Genomic DNA, 20,703 nt, shown 5'->3' with positions numbered 1-20,703 from the left:
GTATGCGCCACGTCGACGGCGATTAGCGTGCTATTAGGCACGGCCTCCAGCGGTCATCAGCGGCCTCTCAAGGCGAGCCGCGGGCGGCTCAGGTTGGTGCGCCGCCAAGTGGGTCGGCCTGCCAGGCCGCCCAGACCACGATGGTCACGACGACAAGGACGAGCGGTAGCAGCAACCACCGAAGTTGGATCCTGCGACGGGGCAGCTCCATCAGGGCGCCCGGTCCGGCCGGTGCGTTCCTGCGGCCGACCGCGATCAGTCCTTCAGCGCGATGAAGCGTCCGGTCACCGAACAGGTCGGCCAGCATAGAGCCAGACAACGCCAGTACCCGTATTTCGCGGCGATCCCACAACGCGAGGGTCAGGCCGTGGAAGGTCTCGATGGCGTCGATGGCGCGCCAGGGTATCTCGTGGGTGAGTATCGGGTTGCGCACCACCAGGTGAGTGGGGGTGACCTCGATCCTCGGATAGCCACCGACCCGCCAGATGAACCAGGTGAACGTCACCAGGACACCAGCCCCGAACAACCGGCCCGCCAGGCTGTGGTCGACGCCGGGATCGAACAGGACGTCCCAACCGAACAGTGCCAGCATGCCTGCCACCATCAGTGCCGCGAACACGACCGTGCCGCGCCGCTGAACCCGGATCACGCCAGCGAGGAACTCGGCCTGGTCCCGCTTCACGTGACTCACACACCACAGCGTCCCACGAAGACGAGACAAGCCAGACGCAAAAGATCGCGTTCGGATCGGTGGCCGAGCACGGGCCGCCTGTGCGTGCCACGCAGCAGCCAAAGAGTCCAGTGGGTTCATACGGCGTCGTCGACCTTGACCCCAGCGTGACCCACCGAGTGCCGGCGTACGCCGGGCCAGGGACCTTGCCAACCATCAACCGTTGCGGCGCAGCTCTCCCCACGGGTGAGCGAGTTCCTCCGGTCTCGGCGTGTATCCGGGCGGAGCCTCGACGATATAACGGCCGTGGCGCCACATCCACCCTTCAGTCCACCGCTGGATCACCGGCAGATGCGCGGCCCGCCGTAGCCACCACGGCCCATCCTCCAGATCGACTGCTGCTCCGCCGGCAGGAAGCCAATCCCAGCCTCCCCGCCGCCCAACCGGAGGCGACCAGCCTCCGGGAGAGCGGACATACACCGGCGCCTCGTCCATACCTCAGCATGTCAAAGGATGGGCCGTTGCCAACGCTACTGGGAGAGAATTGGGAGACGATCACAAGCGTCAACACGGCGGAACGGCCGCCAACCGGACCCAACGAGGGCCCCCGACCTGCGGCGATGCCAAAGTGCCTGGTCAGCGGGAGACCGCACCAACCATGGTTGGGAGGTGCCGTTCCCTTCCGAGTGGACCGACACCTTCCAGCCGCACCCGTTCAACATCCGCGCCGACGCTGCCGAGCGATGGGGAGTCGACAACGGCATCGTCTCCTCGCCCGGCTCCCGGTCCGCCGACTGGCACCGGCTCCAAGACCTCGGCCTGATCGGGCCGTGAAGGGGGAACCCCACCCATGACAAGGAACGTGTGGCCTCGCACCTGCCCGGGCCGCGTCTGGCTCGTGCGAGGTCGGGTACCGCGGCAAGGGACAGTCGTCGCGTGAGGTTGTCGGGGCAAGCTGCCCGTTAGCCCTGCCAGAGATCGATTGCTGACCTAGGCTGTTGGGAGCGGTCACCCCCTGGCCCCCATGGACCGCTAACGCACGGAGCGCCCCGGACCCCTCCCCCCGTCCGGGGTGCTCGCGTTTCTGCGCGATCGAGCCGGAAAGGGCCCAACGCGGCCAGGAATGGGCCTCTGCGCAGGCCTGGGCCCCGAGCACGCAAGGCCCCGGCCGGGCCTGTTCCAAGGGGGGTGTTTGGGGAGGACGTCCCGTTAGGGGGGTGGGGACGCACAGGCCCGGCCAGGGCAAGTGTGTGGGCTCGGGCGGCCTGGCCCTGCGGGCAGCGCGCACTGAGTTTCCGCCGAGCACGGTCCCCGGCTCACACACCACTTTCAACGAGCCAACCCAACGATGGGTTACGGCCCCATTCGGCGGGGCCGATCAGTAGAAGCCGCCGTCGTCGGTGCCTGCACCTTCCACGTCGATCCGTTCGTCTCGCCGCCTGCCGTTCCTTGACGGCAGCGACTACCGTCCGGATCGTGTCGTACGCCCCGGCCGCCACGATCGACGCGACAACTGCCTCGGCCATGCCCGGCAGGTCGCGCCGCTCTTGCGGCGGCTGCCAGTCGACGGCGATACCGGCGCCGCGTAGCTCACCGACCAGGATGTGGGCGCCGCGGACGCCGCCCCGGTAGGTGATCCTCACCGTCGTCGCCATGGTCGCGATAGCAGGTCGAGGCGTGGCAGGCCGCACGGAGCCAGGCCGGTAGCGCACCGCAGGAAGGTGCGTCGTGTCGGCCGTGACGGTCACGGCTGAACGATGTACGCCTTCGCCGACATCTGGTCACTAGCTACCGGCGGTCACTCCTGAACGCACCGCTTCGACGAACGTGGCGCCTTTGTGCTGCGTGAACACGAGCGCGAAGGTGTCACCGCACTGTTCGCACCAACCGACGAGGGCGATCCGGTCGCGGCGTCCTTCGTGTACGCGGTCGCCCATAGGGGCGGGGATGTCCTCGTGCGTACGCACCCGCCCGGTGCCGGTGTCGACCGCGATCTCGTTAGGTTCGTCGTCCTCGGGCCGTGCCGACACGCGCACCTCGTCGAGGTGGGTCGTGTCCTTCCCGCACAGCGGGCACAGCAGCACCGAGTCGTCGCTGATCTTGATCACGTTTCGTCCTCCGTTGGTGAGCGTGAGACGACGAAGACCCCCGAGGAACCGCATCCTCGGGGGCCCGCGCCCAGCGCATGGTTCGCGACCTCCGTCTATGACGCCCGGTTCGCCTTGCCCGTAAGCCGTTCCCGACCGGTTGCCCCCTGCCAACGCCCGGCCAGGGTCGGTCTGCTGTTACGGGGTGGGCAGAGGCTAGCCGACATGTACTGGATGCACCGCGCTGAGGAGTTGGATCATCTGCCCGCGGCGGCGGGTCGTGCCGGGGCAAACTGCACCCAGCAGTGGATGCGACGGCCGGACGCGCCGCTACAGATGGGGGATTGGGATGACCACGAAGCGGGTTGTAGTGACCCTGGCGACGCTCGCCGGGCTGGCGCTCACGTCATGCGCGGGGGTGTCGGTTGACGCGACAGACCAGAAGTCCCCGACCGCGGCCACGACGCAGAAGGCCAAGCCGAAGCCCACCGCTACCCCGACGCCCACCCCAACTACCCCTACTCCGAAGGCCACGACGCCGAAGTACGACCCCAAGCCGTACCTCGAAGCCCTGGCCTCTTACGACCCGGACAGGATGCTCGCGGCCCGGAAACTCGCCGTCCCAGGATCGGTCGCGGACGCATACCTCCGGCAGCAGGCCGACCTCGTAACCGCCGACCTCGACGCCGGCATCACCGACTACCCGGGCACCCTCACCCGCGACGGCGACGGCTACCGGGACTGCGAGACCGGCGACGACGGCAGAGACGTCTGCAACCACTTCGCCGGGTTCGTCGTCCACGGCGGGAAGTTGGCAGACCTGACGGTGAACAGGATGCAGATCGGGCCTCGGTTGACGATGGGGAACGGGTCGACGGTGACCGCCCACGGTGTCACGTTCCAGTTCCGGTCGGCTTACAAGACGACGAGCCAGAACGCGCTGTGGGTGGTAGTGAAGGTGACCACCAGCCGGGGCGCGATCAACGTGTTCCCGTCGTCTGCGACGTACCGGGCGCCGGACGGTGCGCAGCGGACGGCGGCTGATGGGAAGGCGCCGGACGAGATCGCGGCCCGGTCGTCGTCGACGGTCGCGGCGGTGTTCCCGGGTGTTTCGCCTGGTGGGGCGGTGACGCTTCCGTTCTCGTCCCCGGATGGGATGGAGGACTGGTCGGTGCGGTTCTCCGTCGGCCGTCGCGGCTGACAAAAGCAGAGCCCGGTCCCTCCACCTGCCGAGGGGCCGCTCAGGCAGTGTCCGTCTCATCAGTGCCCATCGTCGGGTCGTCCGGACCGGCGAGGCGAAGCAGCCAGGGGTAGCGCTCGCCCTCCACCACTGCGTACAGCTGGAAGAACCGCACCGGGCCCTTCCGTTCCGTCCACTCCGGGTTGTTGCTCTCGTGGACTGCCCAGGCGTAGACCTCGGACACGTCGCCTGACGTGGCCTGGACGAGCATGTTGGTCCCGCCCCAGACCTCGTTCGGGATTCCGCGGCTGTGCTTCATTGCGTCCCACCAGAACCGCACGAGGTAGAGCTTCGCCTCGCCCTCGGTGTCGAACTTGCTCGTGTCCTGCTCCAGAACCTCGATCATGTAAACCTCCTCTCTCCCCATATCCAGAACCGCCCGGTCCCTACCTCGAGGGACCGGGCGGTTCGCTGTGTGCTGTCAGTGCCCGCAGATCAGGCGGTCGAGTATCGCGACCGGGTCGTCCCCACCACCACGGCGGGCGATCTCTGCCCGGTTGGCCGCTGGACGCTGCACGGTGCCCGCCAGTGCCAAGGGTGCGTGACGTAGCTACGTCGGAGCGTGAGCGCTCGAATCGGAAGGGAGCGGCCTACCAGATTACTTGTGTCGTGCCTCGGGGCGAGGTTGAGAATGGTTGGCACACACCGCCGAGACGAGGGGCGAGCCATGCGGCTACCACGCGCGGAACGACTCAACGACGATGTGGCCGTGCTCGTGGCTGCCGTACTCGGGTTCCGTCACGCGTGGAAGTGGTCGCGGTCATGACGTGGCGCAAGGTCGGACCGATCGAGGTCGAGTGCCCGACTTGCAAGGCCCCGGCGCGCCACGCGTGTGTCGAGGACGGCAAGTCCCGCAAGGTTCATGGCACCCGTCGGATGGCTGCCCGCAACACGCTGATCTCGCTCACATGCTCCGGGTCGCACGAGCCCGCAAACAAACCTCCGGGCGCCGTGATTCGGTGCTACTTGTGCGGGCGCAAGCTGCACGTGCTCAAGTCGGGCCTGATCCCGAAGCACGACGAGCGCGTGGGACCGAAGCAACCTCGGTTGGTTCGTCGAGTCGTCGGCGGAGGACTGCCGTCGCTCGGGAGGGGCGCGCGATGACGGGGCGGGGGTGAGAATGGTCGGCACACACCGCCGAGACGAGGGGCAAGCCATGCGGCTACCACGCGGGGAACGACTCAACGACCTTGCCGCGTACGACGTGGCGCGACACATTCTGACCGAACTAGGGGAGCGGCCGACTCTCGTGCCGGAACACGGCCGGTACCGGATAGAGGTCAATGAGCTAGTGGTGCGGGTTGGTGCACGCGGCACGCCGGGCAGGTCGTGGGCGCCGGACGAAGCCTTGCGGCGCGGTGCTGACGTGATCGTGGGGGTGGACTACACCGCCGCGCCGCCGGAGTTCCACGTCGCGGCCGTGTCGGCTGAGGTGCGCCCGCTGGGATGGGGCACTGACGCCACCCGGGACCGCTGGGAAGTCATCACCGGAGCCGAGGTACGGGCCGGCACGTAAGCTGCCGCCCGACGACGAGGGAGGCGTCGAGCGGCCGGGGGTGCCCGCCACCCCGTACGTCACCGGCTGGCCCTACAAGACAGACGAACACCCCCGCCCGGACGACTCCCGGCGGGGGTGTTCTGCGTTGTTTGGCGAGACAGCAGTGATGGACCAGGCGGTCAGCGCCCGCAGATAAGGCGGTCGAGTATCGCGTCCGGGTCGTCCCCACCACCCCGGCGGGCGATCTCCGCCCGGTTGGCCGCCCGACGCTGCACGGTGGCCGCCAGGGCGATGCAGGCGGTTGGCAGGTCGAGGGCGCCGCGCAGATCGTCGCGGGTGACGTCGAACTCCTCGGCGGTCGCCCAGAACGCCGCCAGCATCTCGGCGGCGCGGCGGCGCTGCTCGTCGGTGATCCCGAAGCTCACGCGGCGGACGTAGAGGCTCGCGTCGATCGCGGCGGCGGCGCGGTCGAGTAGCTCGGACGGCTGAGCGAAGTCGACGCCGCCCCGACGCGGGTTGGCGTCGCCTGACGGCAGAATGGTGCTCACGGTCTGGCCTCCTGAGTAGGTCGGTCCGAGGGACCGTCGTTGAGCATCGGCCTGAGGCTCGCGGCGGTCCCGTTGTCTTGTGACCTCTGACCGTACTGCGAAGACCTATGAAGGTCTATGAAGGCAGTGGGATGTCTTCATGGGTCAGGCAAAGGCGGTCTACGTGCGCGACGCTGACACCGAGTTGTGGCAGCGAGCGGAGGCGTACGCACGGTCACAGCGGCTCACGATGTCCGCGCTCGTGCTTACGGCGTTGGAGCGGTACCTCGCCGAGTTGTCGGAGGGCTGACCGACAATCGCATCGGGCGCCCGGGACGCAGTCACCAATGGGCAGGGAATCGGCTCGGGCGCCCACCTTCGTGGTCTCCACGCGGATAAACCGGTACGGCCTCCCGATCTATGGGCGAGCGCATCTTCGCCGAGCTACGCGACCGGGTCACGGCACCGTGAGGGTGATCACGGTGGACAGCCTCGTCGGGTTCCTGCGCGAGTCGGTGCACGTCGACGGCGACGGCGCGTCCGCTCGTGCTGCCGTTCGCACTCGTGTCGACGCACGGCTGGTTCCGGTCGCGGTCGCCGGGTGGCTGTGCACTCTTGTGGTCCCGATCCTGCCCATCGTGCCCGCCGCCGGCGGGGCGGTCGTGGCGGCGCTGGCGGGAGTCGTCCTGCTGTGCCGTGAGGGCCGTGAAGACCCGCGCACAGGTGGGATCGGACTGCCGGCGGCGGTGGCGTGCCTGGGTGCGGCCGTGCTGACCGCGGTCACTCTGCTGCACATGTCGGCGGCCAGGAGCGGTCCGGTGCCCGCACTTGCCGCCGATGCGTCGGTCGCCACGATCGAGCTCATGGTGCGCACCGATCCGCTGGTACGCCCCTCCCGCGGACACCGGTCGACCTACGTCGTTCTGCAGCGGACGTCGTCCGTGTTGAGAGTCAAGGCACCGCTAACGCGGCGCAGCCGCACGGCCGCCCTGGGGGGGCGCTAGCGCGCCGTCCTCGGGCTCACCAGGCGTAAGGACAGCGCGCAGCTGTTGCGGCCCGTAGATTCAGGCGGTGCCCTGGTACTTCCTTCCGATCATGTGGCTCGGCGCGACCGTTATCAGCGCCCAGGTCCTGCTCCTCGGCGACCGTCAACGTTCGCTACGCCAACGGCTTGGCGAGATCGGGCAGGGCGGAGGTGCATGGGGGCTCGCCCTCGTCGCCGTCATTGCGGGTGGCGTGGTCGGAGCGACGATTGGCGCCGCCGGACCCGGCGTCGGGGACAGCGCCGCCGTCGGCATGGGCGTAGGTCTCCTGACCTGGACCATCAGCGTCGCCCTTGCCCTCATCTCGTCCAACCGCAACACCAGAGGTGGCGACCACCGGGCCAACGAGTAACGTTCCCGCCCCGTCCTCCTCGCAGGCCAGTCTCCGGTCTCCACTCCACGCGTCAATGGCGCCTTCGGCGTCACTTCATGATCGGCTCCGCCGACCCTTGACCCGCTGCGCTGCGACCTTCAATCTGGCTGGTTGCGAGGATGACGGGGGAGTCTGGTGACCTTCGCAGCCCCATATGGGCTGGGCATGCCTCAACCCTCCCCACGCTCCTGATGCCCTACGGGATCGGCGTAGGTCAGCCGAGACACGCAAAGTGGGGCGATCTACCCCAACCTCTATTCAGCCATGTCAGAGCCGCGGTAGCTTCCGCGCGTGAACGGTACGCGCAGCAAGGCGATCAAGAAGCTCGTGTGGGGCATCGTGCTTGCCGGCGTGGGCGCGTGGACCGCCTTCCAGTACGGCCCGGCCGATCCCATGGACGGAACGGCGACCCAACTGCTTGTCGGGGCGATCGGTGCACTGGTTGCCATCCAAGGAACCCGGATGGCCGGCCGCGAAGTCCGGCGGCTCTACGAACCAGAGGTAGTTGCCGACCTGGAGGCCGAGGAAGCCGCGCGCAAACGAGAGATGGAACGCCAAATGGGCGGTACAGACGCGGGCCACACTCAAGGGCGCCCCGAAGTCGCAACCACCGGCCAGTGGTGGGAAACACTTCCGTTCACGCCGCGGGATCACGACGTGCGCATCTATCGAGGCGAATGGATCTTCTACGTGAGGGCCGTCAAGGTCGGGGAACCACTCGTCAACGGAGTCGGTGCAGACAACCCGGCGATCTTGACTCCGATCATGAACGCGCTGTTCTGGAACCGCGTCAAGGGATGGAAAGTCGGTGTGCTTCGATACCGGAACCACTGGTGGAAAGCAGGTCGGATTCGGATTGTCTACAAGGAAAGACTGGCTCCAAGCCAAGCGCCCGATCAACGCATCGCCGAACTCGTCCGAGCTGTCAACGACGGATCCTTCGACAAGTAGCGCTCGGGCCGAATGGAGACTCTGGCAGGTCGTGGGACAGACCATAAATCTGATCCAGCCTGACGCCAACGTGCTGCCACGTCGGGCGACGATGGACGCCGGCCGACCGGACGCACCGAGCACGTCCCGTCGCGCGCGGACTGGATGATCGTGGACTGTCCAGGTCGACCTTTGGCGGCCTACGGATAGGAAGGTCACTACAGTGCACCGGAACGCCAGTGCGTCAGGCGTCGTCAGCGCAAGTCAGCGTGTCTCTAAGGCTCGCCTTTACGTTCGCGTAGAAGTTCTGGGGCTCTTCGCTTAGCCACTCCAGAGCGAAGATCGCAGCGGTGCCGTCCACGGATTTGGTGAAGCACATCCGGTTGGTTTTTGCTAGCAGGTGGGTGTCTAGCCTCCAGCCGGCCGCTGGGAGCGCGTGACGGTAGAACGCCTTCGTTTCGGCGGCAGTCCCGGTTGTGTGGTACTTGCGACCCGCTGTGGCATACAGGTCGTCATCGTCACAGCCGGAGTACTCATCTTCGAGTGTTGCGCCAGGAGGGTGCAGCTCCAGCACGGGGAGTGCGTCGAGCCTGTAGCCAAAGCGATTTTCGCGCTCATCGCAGCCGTACAGCGGCTCGCAACCCGGCGCGGACATCACGCCAAGCAGCGCGGCGATTGCGGCTACACCTGCCGCTGCCTGGCCATGACGCGGACCGGTCATGGTCACGATGATAAGCGCGGTATCAATGCCACTCAGATTGCCAAGCTCCCAGTCTCCGTGCCCTCCGCGTGCCACCCAAGCCAAGGGTGATGTTGGTCCGAGCTGCACACCGGGCGATGATCAGCACCAGGCCGACAACCCGTGGAGTGACGGCCATCTCGGCAGGCTTCAAGCGAGGAGCCAGAGGTAACCCACATACGACACGTAGAACACGCCAGCTAGAGGACAGGCGATGAGACCGGCGCGGGAGAGCGCACCGATCCAACGTCCACGATCGGCAGTGCGGGAGATGAGGCTTGCAATCGCTCCGGCTGCCATGAGCAGGGAGAGGAGCCCCGCGATCCCAAGTACTAGGAGATCGGCCGGCGTCAGCGGCGGGACTGGTTCCTCCTCGAACCGGGCCATCGCACGCGGGTAGGTGGTGACCGTCCACCAGACGACGGCGTTTCCAACCGCGACTACGCACAGCAGGACCGGGACGAGCGCAGATCTGGAAAGGTCGGTCTCTGCTCGCATGCGCAATCGCACCCCTCTCCCGAGCCGCCGCGATGTGCAGACACGGTACTGCGACGGTCAACACTGGACACACGAAACAGTCCTACGCCAAGCCCGTTGAGTCCAACAGACCCAGCGTGACCCCATCGAAGTCAACACGAGGCGCCGGGGACACCAGTTCGAGGAGCCTGGCAGCGCGAACTGGCTCCGGCCGTGCCATCCACGTGCCATTACAGCGGGCCAGGACCGGATCCTCCAGGTCACGCCAGGCCGCTGATCCACACTGACACACCGAATAGGAGGTCCGATCCCTACGATTCCCAAGCTGACCGTATCGCTCCGCGCCCTCGTCACCTTTCCGTCGGCAGAACGGCGAGGCTGACCCGGCGGACACGTGCGGTGAACGCGACGTTGAACGACTGGAAGTGCAGAAGGTTCGGCGGGTAGAAGTCCACGCCGCACACCTCTCGTCCTACCCCGGGTGGAAGATCTTCGACCGGTTCTTCTTGCCAGTCCACCACCCGAGCCCCATGCGGCTCGATACGCGCGACTGGAGAGTCGCGAATTTCTTCGGGCAGCCAATCTGGATGCCAGCGAAGCCACAAGGTCAGTCGCCGCTGCTCCGGCTCGATCTCGATGCGCTGCAGATCCATCTCATGGAAGTGGAGCATCCTGCCGTCCAGAAGCTCCGGCTCGTAGGCCGAGGCGCCGGGCTCGGTCCATGGCCGGCAGCCCTCGAAGAGCACAGCAGACTCGTCCACAACCACAGCATCACGCTCGCAGCAGCTCACCATTCGGCCGGTCGCCGGTCGCCGTCGCCGGTCGCCGTCGCCGTCGCCGTGCAACTATCGTGCCATTAGCTGCGGGCCGCAATGGTCTGAACGGGCGTGCAGGGCTATCCACCAAGCAAGACAGGAGCTGCGGCCAGGGCCCCGCGCCAGCCCTTCCAAGCTGGGACAGGCGCGATGCGCTGCTGCCTCACCTGTAGGGCGGGTAGGAGACCTTACGACCTCGGTCTCGCCATCCCCATCGGGGTATGCCGGCGAGGAAGCCGTCGTAGCCCGTGTGGTGGAACGTTGATCCGTCCAGGTAGGTCACCTCGACCCGCGATCGGTCCGGGCCGAATACTTCAGTGACGTGGCCGTCGACAATCGCGCGGACAGTCGATTCGACGAACTCCGCACCTTGGTCGTCACGGTCGAACACTCCGAATGAGCCACCTGGACCGTTGCCAAGTTCAAGCTGCAGCCCGGAGCCGAAGTCTGTCCAGACCACGGGCATGGCGTCGTGGCTGGTTGGGATCAGCTCGGTCACCAACTCACCACCGTCCCACCTGCGGATCATCGTCACCGATGGTCCAAGATCACGTTCGAGGTGGTCGGCGAAGCTGCGCAACCGCTGCCCGATCGCATCTCCCGCCCACGGCGGCGGCGAGTCAGCGGCTGTCATGGCCGGAGGCTACATCCAGTCGAAACGATGCGCATGGCTGTCAGCGGCGTCCGACTGACCCCAGTCCGACCCCAATGACCTGCAACACCGGACGACGACGAGCACCAGGCCGACGACCTCCCGAGCGCGGACGCGCCGGTCGTGATCACGGTGCCCGTTCCTACAGATAACAAGGTCGCGTGCCCCTGTGGAGGGAACACTATGGTCGGCCGAGGAACTCACGAATGTGCTGAGACCAGACGTCCGATTTCTCGAATTGGCATAGCGACATCATCAAGGAGATCAAGCACATCGCCAGGGCCTAGGAATTTAAATAGGAGAACCCGCCCGTGATCAGCCCGAGAAAGAGATCTCTCTCGAAATACTGCAGGTCGCGTGTCATGCACTCAAATTAGAGATACGTGCTTACGAACAAGCCTACGAAGATTGCTGCAACAATAAGCCAAATCACGATACCGTGACCCGGCGCAACGTCATCCGCCTCCTCATGGGACCCGTTATCTTTGCGACCACGGCCAAGGAGCGCGGCCTCTAGTCGTCCACGAGTAAAGAGAAGAAGTAGCAGGGCGCCACCTATTGACGATCCCGCAACGAGGCGGACATCTCCGTCCAATCTGTAATACGCCATGGGAATGATCAAGGCCAGCCAGGAGATGGCGGCAAGAAGCCCCCTATTTCTACTAGCAGGATCTGACCTTCGATAGCTAAATGTAAGTACGAGCGCCCACGCAATCATGGCGACCAGAATCCAGATCGCCTCATAAGCCGTCATGAGCCCAAGCACCAGGAATAGCAATCGCTGCAGTACCAATGGGCTGCGGAACGTCGGCGATGAGCGCGTCGACGTCGCAGCGGGTGTCGGCTGATCCGATGGTCGGCTGCCGCGAGGCCGTTCGGAACTGTCGACGAGTTCGGATCAAGCATCCACGCAACCCAAGCCGTGGACGGATCCAAATACAGCGTTCGAAGCTCCGCGGTGCCAACCATGCCGAGCATGGTCCCGGACAACTCCGACTCCCTCAAGCCGGGCACCTGCGTGCCCTCCGCATGCCCAAGCCAGGAATGATCCACGGTCAACGACAGGTACTGGCAGCACCGTACAGCGGGCATCGCCGGAGCCCGGTACACATTCGGTACACATGATCATGGAAAACGGCGGCAGACCGTGAGAAGCGCCAGAAGGCGTTTCCGCAGGTCAGCCACCGTTTCCGCGGTGATCTCGCAGGCCTGGGACCTGCGTCTATCAGATGTCGTAATACAGCTCGAACTCGGGCCGCGGGTTCCCTGGTCTGGGCAGACGTCCCGAGCACCGCGTCTGACCTGCGTCTTTACCGCTTGTTGTAGCTGGCTGACAACGGCAGCTGTTGGGCGTCCTGCGGACTTCTTGCGGACTGGCTGCGGACTGGAATTTCAATGCCCGACAGACATGGAGCGGGTCGACAACCATTCTCGGGGGTTCAGTTGGCTGGGCCCTTCCGATCAAGCTGCCTGGTGCCCCACACTTCCGCCCACGGGGAGAAACTCAACGTCCCGGAGGCCCGCATGTCGAAGCGTCGCCTGCGATCTGAGCGGATCGTCCTCCAGTCCCCGACGTCGTTCTCGGGGTCCGCCGTGCGGTTGGCAATGGAGAGATCATGAACCGAACCAAGTCCATCGCACTGAGCGCAGTGGCCCTCGCCTTGCTGGCAGGCTGCGTCGCCACTCCGCCGGTGAAGCAGGTGGCCGAAAGGGGCGGGGTCCGGGCTATGGCGACCAGCAGGTCACCCATTCCTACCGAGACGCCGACGCCGACGCCGACGGCGCCCGATGAGTACGCATGGGGCGCCCGCACGGTCTATGCGGACGGGATCGAGATGACGGTGTTCAAGCCGACGATCATGAAGGACGCCGGGGACGGCGAGTCCTGGGCTGAGACGGCCGAGTATGACGACGAAATCAAGGCGGCGCTCAAGGCGGGCGATTTGCCGATCAAGTTCACCATCCAGGTGCGCAACACGTCGTCGGAAACGTTCGACCCAAGCATGACCGACATGAACGTGCTCGCCGGGGAGGACCAGCTGGACCCCAGCTGCATCGACTCCGACTGCGGGATCTCCCTGACGAAGCTGCGACCCGGCCGCAGCGTGCGCACGACCTACGCCTACTTCATCCCGAAGACCCAGGCGGCGAACGTGACGGCAGAGGTTGCCCCGGACTTCGAGCACGACCCGGCGCTCTATGTTGGGTCTGTGGCAACCCATTGATCACTCCGGGGTCCCCAGCGCGGGCGTCGCCTGGACGAGGCTCGGCACCGCGAGCTACTGCGCCCGATGAGCGATTACGGCATTACTTCGCGAGCCTGGTGATGGCCTCGGAAGCCGACGTTCGATCGGGTCGCGATCTAGGTGTTACGACCCGGATCAGGCCGCAGGCCGGTCGGATCCCCGGGCGGGTGGTGGCGGGGCCAGTGCCCATGAGTCTGCCCATGAAACGGAGTCTTGAAGTGCAATCGAGGACACTTCAGACACTGGCTCGGCCAACGTTGTCGCAGGCCAGCTGCATATTGAAGCTGCTCATCGCCCTTTGGAGCTGATGATAAGAGGTTCGAGTCCTCCCACCCCAGCCACCTCCAAACAACTCGACGCCAAAGGAAGGCGGTCGGGGCGCTGAATGGGTGCTGGTTACAGGCTGCGGACCGCCAGCGAGACTGCGAACGGTTCCTGCACCGCTCGGACGTGACCGGTATGGCGCCCTCCAGTTACCGGGCAATCGTGCGAGTGGCCAGTTTTCTTGACCCATGCTCAAGCGATGTCCGCTTAGGCACCGACGCCAGACCGCGGCCAGCGGGAGCGGTCGTAGCCACACGTGAGCTGGGTCGCGAATACTTGACGAGGCCGCGCAGCGGTGCGTGAGACGCTGGCCGACGCTCACCACTGAGGTGGCGCTTGGGAGCAGAACACTGGCGCCGTGGCCTGGGTTCGTGGCATGGCTTGTGGCATGAAATGGTGTCAGCCGTTGGCAAACGGTGGGGTTGGTGGGGGAGTAAGTGGGGGTGAAGTTGCTGGTGGAGGGCCAATTGGGTGTTGGCGGCGGTTCTCGTAATGCGTAGGTCGTGGGTTCGATTCCCACAGGCGGCTCCATCCAAAATCACCTCTGACCTGCGGAAACCTCATCCCCGGCAGTATGCCGATCAAGCTGTAGTGACCTCGTGGTCTCAGTTGTGGTCTCAATTGGACTCACCGGGCACCTCCGAAAAGGACCCGTCCGATCCGGGCCGCCGCGTCCTGGGCGAGCACCGATCCGACGTGCGTGTAGCCCTGGGTGACCCTCAGATCAGAGTGCCCGAGGATCTCCTGAACCACCCGGATGTCGACGCCCTGCTCCAGGAGCAGCGTGCCCGCGGTGTGCCGACCGTCGTGGACCCGAGCATCACCGACCCCGGCCATCTTCAGCAGCGTCTTCCACTCCTCCCAGTCATCCCGCAGGTCGATCGGCCGGCCGTTGGGCTGCGCGAACACCAGGTCGCGGTAATCGCGAGCGCATCAGGCGCTTCCCTTGCGCTCTGCGCCCTTCCGGCTCGCGTGCGTAGACGGCAGGTCCGTCCTGCGCCGCAGCGTACGCAACCACGGCAACGAGGCCTGATAGCCGCCAGTCTGCAGGATCACGAGTGTGCACCTACACAACGCATGACTTATATCGCTGTCTGTGCTACCAGCCAGCGGCTCTTGCCGCGACTGAAGGATCCGTTGAGCCAGACGATCATGCTCACAACGTCCTTGATACGCCGCTGCGGGTGTCCGCATGCCGGACAGGGAAGCGGTGGCAGTGGCCGATCCTGGACCGGATCCCCCGCCAGGTAGGCGTTGCGGCTCGATATTTCAGGCCGAAGTGGAGATGGTGTCGGGTCGACTCGAGCAGAAGGAAGTGTCGAACATGGCAAGAAGCGGTGGACTGGACCGGAGGACGTTCCTCTACGGATCGGCACTCACTGCCGGTGCGGTGACGCTCGGCGCCTGTTCGTCGAGTAGTGGGTCCGGCGGCAGCGGCGCCAAGCCTGACGCAAAGGCGAGGAGGGGAGGCTCGGGCAAGGGTTCGGAGACCAAGCCGCTACCGGCGCCCGCGAAGTTCCAGGAGTCACCGACGCTCGCGGCGCGCGTCAAGTCCGGTGACCTTCCGGCGCTGGAAAAGCGACTTCCGCAGGAGCCGTACGTCGTACCTCATCGTTGGCTGGAGCCTGGGAAGTACGGCGGCAACCTGCTGCTCGCGGTGCCCACCGCGAACGACCTGCAGATCCGGCAGTACATGTACGGTCACTCCCTGCTCCGGTTCGTCAACGACGGCCTGGACATCGTGCCCGGCCTGGTCGCGAGCTGGGAGTCCAACGCCGACGCCTCCGAGTGGACGCTGCACTTCCGGTCGGGCCTGAAGTGGTCGGACGGCCAGCCGTGGACCACCGCGGACATCATGTTCTGGTGGGAGGACATGGTGCTCAACCAGGAGCACCCCGATATTCCTCCCGACGAGGCAAAGTCCGGCAAGGGCACGATCATGAAGCTCACGGCCCCTGACGAGCGCACGTTGGTGATGAAGTTCGACGCGCCCGCTCCTCTGACCGCCGCGCGACTGGCCGGCTACGTCAACCGGGGCAACGGCACGACCTGGATGGAACCCAAGCACTACCTGAAGCAGTTCCACCCTCGTTACAACAAGGCGGTGTCGAAGAACTGGGCCACCGCCGACGGTGAGTTCGAGAAGAAGCGGGACTACTCCTCCAACCCGCAGTCTCCGACGATGACCGGTTGGCGTCTCAAGTCCTACCGGGACGGTCATCAGGCGATCTGGGAGCGCAACCCTTACTACTGGTGCGTCGACAAGGACGGTCGCCAACTTCCCAACATCGACACGTTGACGTTCTCCGTGGTGGACGATCCCGAGGTGGCACGCCTGCAGATGCAGGAGGGCAAGCTCGACTACGTCCACGGGCCGTTCAACGGGCTCACCCTTGCCGACGTCTCCGGGTTCAAGAAGTCCGAACAGCGCAGCAGCCTCGACGTCTTGTTGTGGGACGGCGGCAGCGGAACCGGGTCGATGTTCTTCTTCAACTACGACCACAAGGAAGCGCCGATGCGGGCGCTGATCCGCGAGCCGAAGTTCCGCCAGGCCCTCTCGTTGGCCGCCAAGCGGGACGAGATGCAGAAGTCGATCTACTTCAACACCGGCGAGCAGACGACCGGAACCCTGAGCCCCAAGGCGATCGAGTACCAGGTCAACGACCAAGGCAAACAGGTCTACCACAACTGGCGGGACTCCTTCGTCAAGTACGACCCGGAGAAGGCGAAGAAGCTGCTCGACCAGATCGGTGTCGTCGACAAGGATTCCGACGGCAAGCGAGAGATGCCCGACGGATCCAAGTTGAAGATCCGCATCGACTACCCGGCCGACACCACCAAGGACCACCAGCAGAAGAACAACTTCCTCAAGCGAGACTGGGAAGCCATCGGGCTGACGGTGACACTGAACCCGATTCCGCCCGACGCCTTCGGTGACGAGTGGGCCTCCGGCTCGCTGGACTCCCAGGCCGCCTGGGAGGTCGGCAACGGCCCGGACCACTTCGCCCAGCCGGCCTGGCTCCTGCCGATCGAGCCGACTCGGTGGGCGCCGCTCGAAGGGCAGTACTTCGCCCTACGGGGAACGCCTCAGGAGCACCAACAGCAGAACGTCGACCCGTTCAAGCGCACTCCACCGCGGATGGAGCCGGACCCGAAGGGCCCGATCGCGAAGATGTGGAAGCTCTACGACCAGAGCAAGCTGGAACCTGACGCGGTGAAGCGTCGGCAACTGGCCTGGGAGATCGACAAGATCCACGTCACGGACGGGCCGTTCTTCATGGGTACGGTGGCCAACACACCCCAGTTGGTCCTTGCGCACAAGGACCTGCGCAACGTCCCGCGGAAGGAAAACCTCGCCCTCGGGGGCTTCGTCAATCCGTGGCAGCATCCGTCACCTGCGGTCTACGACCCGGAGGCATACTTCTGGGCCAACCCGGACCAGCACAGCTGACCAGGAAGGCAGTCGACCCTGCCGGTCGTTACCGGACGACGCCGATTTCTCAAGAGGAGCTTCTCTGGGATCTGTCCACGATGTGCGGTCCGAAGCGTGTCGACTAACACCCGACTCATCACAGGCACGTTCCCCATGGTCGCCCGTCGGACCGTGACCGCTGCACTCGTTCATCTTCGGCAACGTTGGGAGTCAGTAGCCGTACAGGTACCAGTCGGGCTGGCGACGGTCGAGGTCCACCGTTGATGTCCGCTCAGTTATCTGGACACCAGGCCGCGGCAGGTGGGAGAGCGGTCGTAGCCACGCTCGGGCTGGGACGCAATCCTTGACGAGGTCCCGCGCAGCGGTGCGTGAGACGCTGGCCGACGCTCACCACTGGCACGGCGCCTGAGAGCAGGTCACTGGCGCCGTGGCCGTGGTTCGTGGCATGCCCCAGCACCCGCTGAACCACCTTCGGATCGGCTCCCTGGGCCAGCCAGATGGAGGCCGCGGTGTGCCGCAGGTCGTGGATCCGCAGCGTCGGTGCACCCACTGATGCAGCCGCCCGGCGCCAGCCCACAGACCGCTTCCAGTTCGACTGGACACCGAGCAAACCCTGCCGATCCTTCTCCTGGCGCTCGGCGCGTCTCAGGCTGGCTGGTCCAGTGAGTTGCGGGTGTTGGCGTTCAGCAGGGTGTACCGGTGAAGAGTGAGCCCCGGTGGAGCGAGGCTGTTGAGGTCATCGACCGTTAGAACCTGGTGAGGGCTGAGCCATTCCTGCCCTGGCTTGTGCAGTACCCAGCCGCCGCCAAGAGTGACCGCCGCATGCGTGATGTTATCTTCCGCGTCGCGCGATACCAGGACGGTGCCTGGCTGGTCGTCGGTGCCACCGGCCGTGCAGTTGGCGGCTAGCCAATCCTCGAACAGTTGATCGTCGGGGTCGGGCGCACCTGCTGCCGCCATGACGGTGGCGAAGCAGTTTGCTGCGCTTCCCCGGGCGAAGGCGCTTCCTCTGCTCCCGGGGGCGTAGGTTCCGCTGAGTTCTCGGGCATGCGGAAGTACGGATGCGGCCGCACGCCAGATCTCCTCCGGTACGTCCCTGCGCTGGCAGGGAAGCTGCCACTCGCCGAAGACGCGCTGGAAGACGGTCTGGAGGTGATGCTGCACAAGGGTTGGCCACCAGACGAACCGATTCCCGTCGGCCTGCTTGCGCAGCACCTGCTCATCAAGGATGTCCGCCCAATCGGTGACGGAGGGCACTGCTCCTCGCCCGTGTCTGACCTGGGCGAGTACGAGCTTGGCGCGAACCTCTTGCGGCTGAGCGTGGAACGCGTGTTCGTCAAGCCACACGACGTCCAGATCCTTGGCGAGGTTCCACGTCTCGTAGGTGTCGCGAAGTTCCGGGGAGAGGGAGTCTACGAGACCACCCTTTGAGGTGAGTCCGAGTTCGGCCGCTTCGGCGGCGGTCATGAAGAACGGCTGGCGGGCCGGGGCCAGCCAGTCGGCCCAGCGGCGCGCCAGTGACGACTCGACCTCAATACCCAAGATCTCCACGCGCCGCATGGTAGGAGAGGGCCGGCAGCGAGTGCCACGTAATTCCACCCCGGCAGGCGTGCAAGATGAGTAAGGGCCTGCGTACGGGACAGAGCCCGGCCCCCGCATGTCAGATGTGTGCCAGCTGACGAGACCCCCCGCACGTCAAATACCTGAGCAGAGCGGCCGGAGCGGTTACGGCAGGCGCCCCCTCAGCCGGTCGGCGTTGCACCATCTGTGATCCAGGCCAGAGGCCTACAGCAGTGGAGTACAGCAACGCTAATGACCGGGATCGGCTCGTCCCGACCTCGGATGCCGTGGCGTACGCCCGATCGGCCGTTATCGATCTTGCCGCCGATAGACACTTTTATGTGTGTCAAACGCAGACAAGGCCGCCGAACCGTGGGCTCGCTACGCAGGCCGGCGCATCAGCAGCCCGTAGGCGGCGCTCAACGACTCGGCTGCAGCCCTGGCAGGGGTCGCAGTTTGAACATCAGGATGCCGAGATACTTGTTCAGCACTGCCTGCTTGTGGGGATAGCGCTCGGCGGCTTCGGCAGGCATCTGCGGCTCGACCGCAGCTTCGATCCACAGCCCAGCCGCACTGAAAGTGTTCAGCAGGTCCGACATTGTGTACGGCCGCTTGGTGAGGGTGACCCCCTCATCCCAGTTGCGGTGCCGGTAGGCGAACGATTCGGTGGCGAAGTACTCCTCCCCCAGCGAGGTCCCGTTCTGCTCCGCTCGTTCGATCGCGTACCGGATCGGCTGGGTCCGGGTGAGCAGGATGAAGCCGTCCTCGGCCAACATCTCGCGCGCGGTCTGCAATGCCCGGACCGGGTCCGCGGCGTACCCGAAGGACTGCAGGAACAGGATCCGGTCGAACAGCCGGCCAGCGAGGCCCGGCACCGCCGCCAGATCGGAGAGATCGCCCTCGATAAGCTCGACGCCCTGCGGCGGCGCGATGAAGTTCCCGCTGATGTCGACGCCGACCGACGCGGCGGCCCTGTCTCCAGCCAACTGAGCGATCTTCGCCCCGTTGCCGCAGCCCGCGTCCAAGACGGCGAGTCCGGTGACGTCGCCGAGGAAAGAGCGCTGCGCCGGCCACTCGACGAGCCGATCCAGCGAGTCCTCACGGGCGCGCGCCTGCTCGAAGCCCGACGAGAGCGTCTGCCACGGACGGCTCGAGTCGCCGCCGACCGCGCCAGCAGTGCCCATAAATGAGTTCTCCTGAACCATGAGCGAATACTGCCGGATGACCGAGCCCTCCACCTGTTCGCCCCAAGGAGAACCGCCGCCTATCCGGTGGGGTTGCCCCGCTTTGACGGACAGGGTTGATGTGCGGCAGGTCTCCACCAGCCGATGCGCGACGTCCTCGAGTCGCCTTTGCTCATGGCGTGGAAGCATGTGTGGCCATGGCGGTGATCTTCTTCGATGGCGACCAGACCCTGTGGGACTTCCGCACGTTGATGCGTCGGACACTGGCCGCGACGATCGAGGAGCTGCGCAGGCTGGTTCCTGCCGCCGAGGGCGACCTATCCGTAGACACCTTCGTGGCGGACCGTGAGCTCGTGGCCGAGCAGCTCAGAGGTACGGTCACCAACCTGGAATCCATCCGACTGGCCGCCTTCACGCACAGCTTGCATCGGCTGGGCATCGACGACGCAGGGCTCGCTGAGCACCTCAACGACTACTACCTGCAGCGGCGGTTCGCCAATGTCGATCTGTACGACGACGTTCTGCCGACCCTCGAGACCCTGATCCTCAACCACAGCGTGGGACTACTGTCCAACGGCAACTCCTACCCTGCCCGGGTCGGCCTGGAGCACCTCTTCTCGGCCACGGTGTTCTCTCAGGACCACGGGGTCGAAAAGCCGGACCCACGTATCTACGCCATCGCTCGGGCAGCGATCCCCGGCGATCGGTACGTCATGGTGGGCGACTCGATCCCCAACGACGTCATTGGCGCGCAGCAGGCTGGCTGGGAAGGGATCTGGCTCAACCGCGACCGCCAGGAGCCCCCTGCAGACGCCCGCCCCGACGCGATCCTCCCCAACCTGCATGGACTCCCGGCATTGATCGGCACTGGCTGACCGATCATCTCCTGTCGCCCGGATGCCGGG

At 65.7% G+C, this 20,703-nt stretch carries 23 protein-coding genes; 10 read left to right on the top strand and 13 right to left on the bottom strand.

Going from position 1 to position 20,703, the window contains the following annotated elements:
* Positions 1-88: 88 nt before the first annotated feature.
* On the bottom strand, positions 89-691 hold the full coding sequence (locus F4554_RS27135; RefSeq protein WP_179790234.1) for a PH domain-containing protein: 603 nt from the start codon (positions 689-691) through the stop codon (positions 89-91).
* Positions 692-1,339: 648 nt separating this feature from the next.
* Between F4554_RS27135 and F4554_RS27130 the strand changes: the two genes are divergently transcribed.
* Complete coding sequence (locus tag F4554_RS27130; RefSeq protein ID WP_179790232.1) at positions 1,340-1,504, top strand: hypothetical protein; 165 nt, start codon at positions 1,340-1,342, stop codon at positions 1,502-1,504.
* 482 nt (positions 1,505-1,986) lie between these two features.
* Here F4554_RS27130 and F4554_RS27125 read toward each other — a convergent pair whose 3' ends face one another.
* Positions 1,987-2,418 (bottom strand): hypothetical protein, encoded by a 432-nt coding sequence (locus F4554_RS27125; RefSeq protein WP_179790231.1) that lies wholly within the window; start codon positions 2,416-2,418, stop codon positions 1,987-1,989.
* Positions 2,419-2,454: 36 nt separating this feature from the next.
* On the bottom strand, positions 2,455-2,778 hold the full coding sequence (locus tag F4554_RS27120; RefSeq protein WP_179790229.1) for a hypothetical protein: 324 nt from the start codon (positions 2,776-2,778) through the stop codon (positions 2,455-2,457).
* 328 nt (positions 2,779-3,106) lie between these two features.
* Between F4554_RS27120 and F4554_RS27115 the strand changes: the two genes are divergently transcribed.
* The gene (locus tag F4554_RS27115) at positions 3,107-3,958 is read left to right on the top strand and encodes a hypothetical protein (RefSeq protein WP_179790227.1); all 852 of its coding nucleotides are present in this window, start codon (positions 3,107-3,109) and stop codon (positions 3,956-3,958) included.
* 40 nt (positions 3,959-3,998) lie between these two features.
* On the opposite strand, the gene F4554_RS27110 is transcribed toward F4554_RS27115, so the two are convergent.
* A complete protein-coding gene (locus F4554_RS27110; RefSeq protein WP_179790225.1) occupies positions 3,999-4,343 on the bottom strand; it encodes a hypothetical protein in 345 nt (114 codons plus the stop codon).
* A gap of 948 nt (positions 4,344-5,291) precedes the next feature.
* Here F4554_RS27110 and F4554_RS27105 point away from each other — a divergent pair.
* A complete protein-coding gene (locus F4554_RS27105) occupies positions 5,292-5,513 on the top strand; it encodes a hypothetical protein (protein WP_179790224.1) in 222 nt (73 codons plus the stop codon).
* A 161-nt stretch (positions 5,514-5,674) separates the two neighbouring features.
* On the opposite strand, the gene F4554_RS27100 is transcribed toward F4554_RS27105, so the two are convergent.
* Entirely contained in the window at positions 5,675-6,043 is a 369-nt protein-coding gene (locus F4554_RS27100) for a hypothetical protein (RefSeq protein WP_179790222.1), read from the bottom strand.
* Positions 6,044-6,182: 139 nt separating this feature from the next.
* Between F4554_RS27100 and F4554_RS27095 the strand changes: the two genes are divergently transcribed.
* From F4554_RS27095 to F4554_RS27080, 4 genes are all read left to right on the top strand, one after another.
* Positions 6,183-6,332: a hypothetical protein gene (locus tag F4554_RS27095; protein ID WP_179790220.1), complete on the top strand. Its 150-nt coding sequence runs from the start codon at positions 6,183-6,185 to the stop codon at positions 6,330-6,332.
* A gap of 172 nt (positions 6,333-6,504) precedes the next feature.
* On the top strand, positions 6,505-7,026 hold the full coding sequence (locus F4554_RS27090) for a hypothetical protein (protein ID WP_179790218.1): 522 nt from the start codon (positions 6,505-6,507) through the stop codon (positions 7,024-7,026).
* Between the two features lie 67 nt (positions 7,027-7,093).
* Positions 7,094-7,417: a hypothetical protein gene (locus tag F4554_RS27085; protein ID WP_179790216.1), complete on the top strand. Its 324-nt coding sequence runs from the start codon at positions 7,094-7,096 to the stop codon at positions 7,415-7,417.
* A 312-nt stretch (positions 7,418-7,729) separates the two neighbouring features.
* The gene (locus F4554_RS27080) at positions 7,730-8,389 is read left to right on the top strand and encodes a hypothetical protein (protein WP_179790214.1); all 660 of its coding nucleotides are present in this window, start codon (positions 7,730-7,732) and stop codon (positions 8,387-8,389) included.
* Positions 8,390-8,612: 223 nt separating this feature from the next.
* Here the strand turns inward: F4554_RS27080 and F4554_RS27075 are convergent, their stop codons facing one another.
* From F4554_RS27075 to F4554_RS27060, 4 genes are all read right to left on the bottom strand, one after another.
* Complete coding sequence (locus F4554_RS27075) at positions 8,613-9,089, bottom strand: hypothetical protein (RefSeq protein ID WP_179790212.1); 477 nt, start codon at positions 9,087-9,089, stop codon at positions 8,613-8,615.
* Between the two features lie 168 nt (positions 9,090-9,257).
* Positions 9,258-9,605, bottom strand: coding sequence for a hypothetical protein (locus F4554_RS27070; RefSeq protein WP_179790210.1), 348 nt, complete (start codon positions 9,603-9,605; stop codon positions 9,258-9,260).
* A gap of 329 nt (positions 9,606-9,934) precedes the next feature.
* Positions 9,935-10,345: a hypothetical protein gene (locus F4554_RS27065; protein WP_179790208.1), complete on the bottom strand. Its 411-nt coding sequence runs from the start codon at positions 10,343-10,345 to the stop codon at positions 9,935-9,937.
* Positions 10,346-10,562: 217 nt separating this feature from the next.
* Positions 10,563-10,898, bottom strand: a complete 336-nt coding sequence (locus tag F4554_RS27060) for a hypothetical protein (RefSeq protein WP_179790206.1) — start codon at positions 10,896-10,898, stop codon at positions 10,563-10,565.
* Between the two features lie 1,769 nt (positions 10,899-12,667).
* Between F4554_RS27060 and F4554_RS27055 the strand changes: the two genes are divergently transcribed.
* Positions 12,668-13,276, top strand: coding sequence for a hypothetical protein (locus F4554_RS27055; protein ID WP_179790204.1), 609 nt, complete (start codon positions 12,668-12,670; stop codon positions 13,274-13,276).
* Between the two features lie 972 nt (positions 13,277-14,248).
* Here the strand turns inward: F4554_RS27055 and F4554_RS27050 are convergent.
* Positions 14,249-14,533: a tyrosine-type recombinase/integrase gene (locus F4554_RS27050; RefSeq protein ID WP_179791804.1), complete on the bottom strand. Its 285-nt coding sequence runs from the start codon at positions 14,531-14,533 to the stop codon at positions 14,249-14,251.
* Positions 14,534-14,945: 412 nt separating this feature from the next.
* Between F4554_RS27050 and F4554_RS27045 the strand changes: the two genes are divergently transcribed.
* Positions 14,946-17,072, top strand: coding sequence for an ABC transporter substrate-binding protein (locus F4554_RS27045; protein ID WP_179790202.1), 2,127 nt, complete (start codon positions 14,946-14,948; stop codon positions 17,070-17,072).
* A 253-nt stretch (positions 17,073-17,325) separates the two neighbouring features.
* Here the strand turns inward: F4554_RS27045 and F4554_RS27040 are convergent, their stop codons facing one another.
* The 3 genes from F4554_RS27040 to F4554_RS27030 form a co-directional block, all read right to left on the bottom strand.
* Entirely contained in the window at positions 17,326-17,631 is a 306-nt protein-coding gene (locus F4554_RS27040) for a tyrosine-type recombinase/integrase (RefSeq protein ID WP_337796311.1), read from the bottom strand.
* A 68-nt stretch (positions 17,632-17,699) separates the two neighbouring features.
* A complete protein-coding gene (locus F4554_RS27035; RefSeq protein ID WP_179790200.1) occupies positions 17,700-18,605 on the bottom strand; it encodes a hypothetical protein in 906 nt (301 codons plus the stop codon).
* Positions 18,606-19,033: 428 nt separating this feature from the next.
* The gene (locus F4554_RS27030; RefSeq protein ID WP_179790198.1) at positions 19,034-19,819 is read right to left on the bottom strand and encodes a class I SAM-dependent methyltransferase; all 786 of its coding nucleotides are present in this window, start codon (positions 19,817-19,819) and stop codon (positions 19,034-19,036) included.
* 176 nt (positions 19,820-19,995) lie between these two features.
* Between F4554_RS27030 and F4554_RS27025 the strand changes: the two genes are divergently transcribed.
* Entirely contained in the window at positions 19,996-20,673 is a 678-nt protein-coding gene (locus tag F4554_RS27025) for an HAD family hydrolase (protein ID WP_179790196.1), read from the top strand.
* The last annotated feature ends 30 nt before the right edge of the window (positions 20,674-20,703 follow it).

The organism is Actinopolymorpha rutila, from assembly GCF_013407855.1.
GTDB classification, from domain to species: domain Bacteria; phylum Actinomycetota; class Actinomycetes; order Propionibacteriales; family Actinopolymorphaceae; genus Actinopolymorpha; species Actinopolymorpha rutila.
The sequence above is the reverse complement of the archived record's forward strand: the minus strand, read 5'-3'. Positions and strand labels throughout refer to the sequence as shown.